Below are 240 nucleotides of genomic sequence, written 5' to 3'. Positions count from 1 at the left end.
AGTTCAAAATCATCTGAATCAACGACCGGGCATCCATTACTACTGGCTCAGTCTATCCTCTGGCAGCCTCAAAGCCCGGATCGTCCGTTCCATGGCTTGGCGGGAGCAACTCGAACCTGATCTCGCGATTGGCAATGTCGGCCTGCGTCAGGCGCACCCGGACTTTGGTCCCTGACTCCATTTCACCGTCGCATCGGGCCGTCACGGCCGGATCCGCGATCTGGACGAGGCCGGAAGGGC

At 60.0% G+C, this 240-nt stretch carries 1 protein-coding gene; it reads right to left on the bottom strand.

What is annotated here, in order from left to right:
* Window positions 1-52 precede the first annotated feature (52 nt).
* Window positions 53-220, bottom strand: coding sequence for a hypothetical protein (locus tag SB724_RS21630; RefSeq protein ID WP_410573111.1), 168 nt, complete (start codon window positions 218-220; stop codon window positions 53-55).
* Window positions 221-240: the final 20 nt, after the last annotated feature.

It is taken from the genome of Bacillus sp. SIMBA_031 (assembly GCF_046535225.1).
Classification (GTDB): Bacteria; Bacillota; Bacilli; order Bacillales; family Bacillaceae; genus Bacillus; species Bacillus velezensis.
The sequence above is the reverse complement of the archived record's forward strand: the minus strand, read 5'-3'. Positions and strand labels throughout refer to the sequence as shown.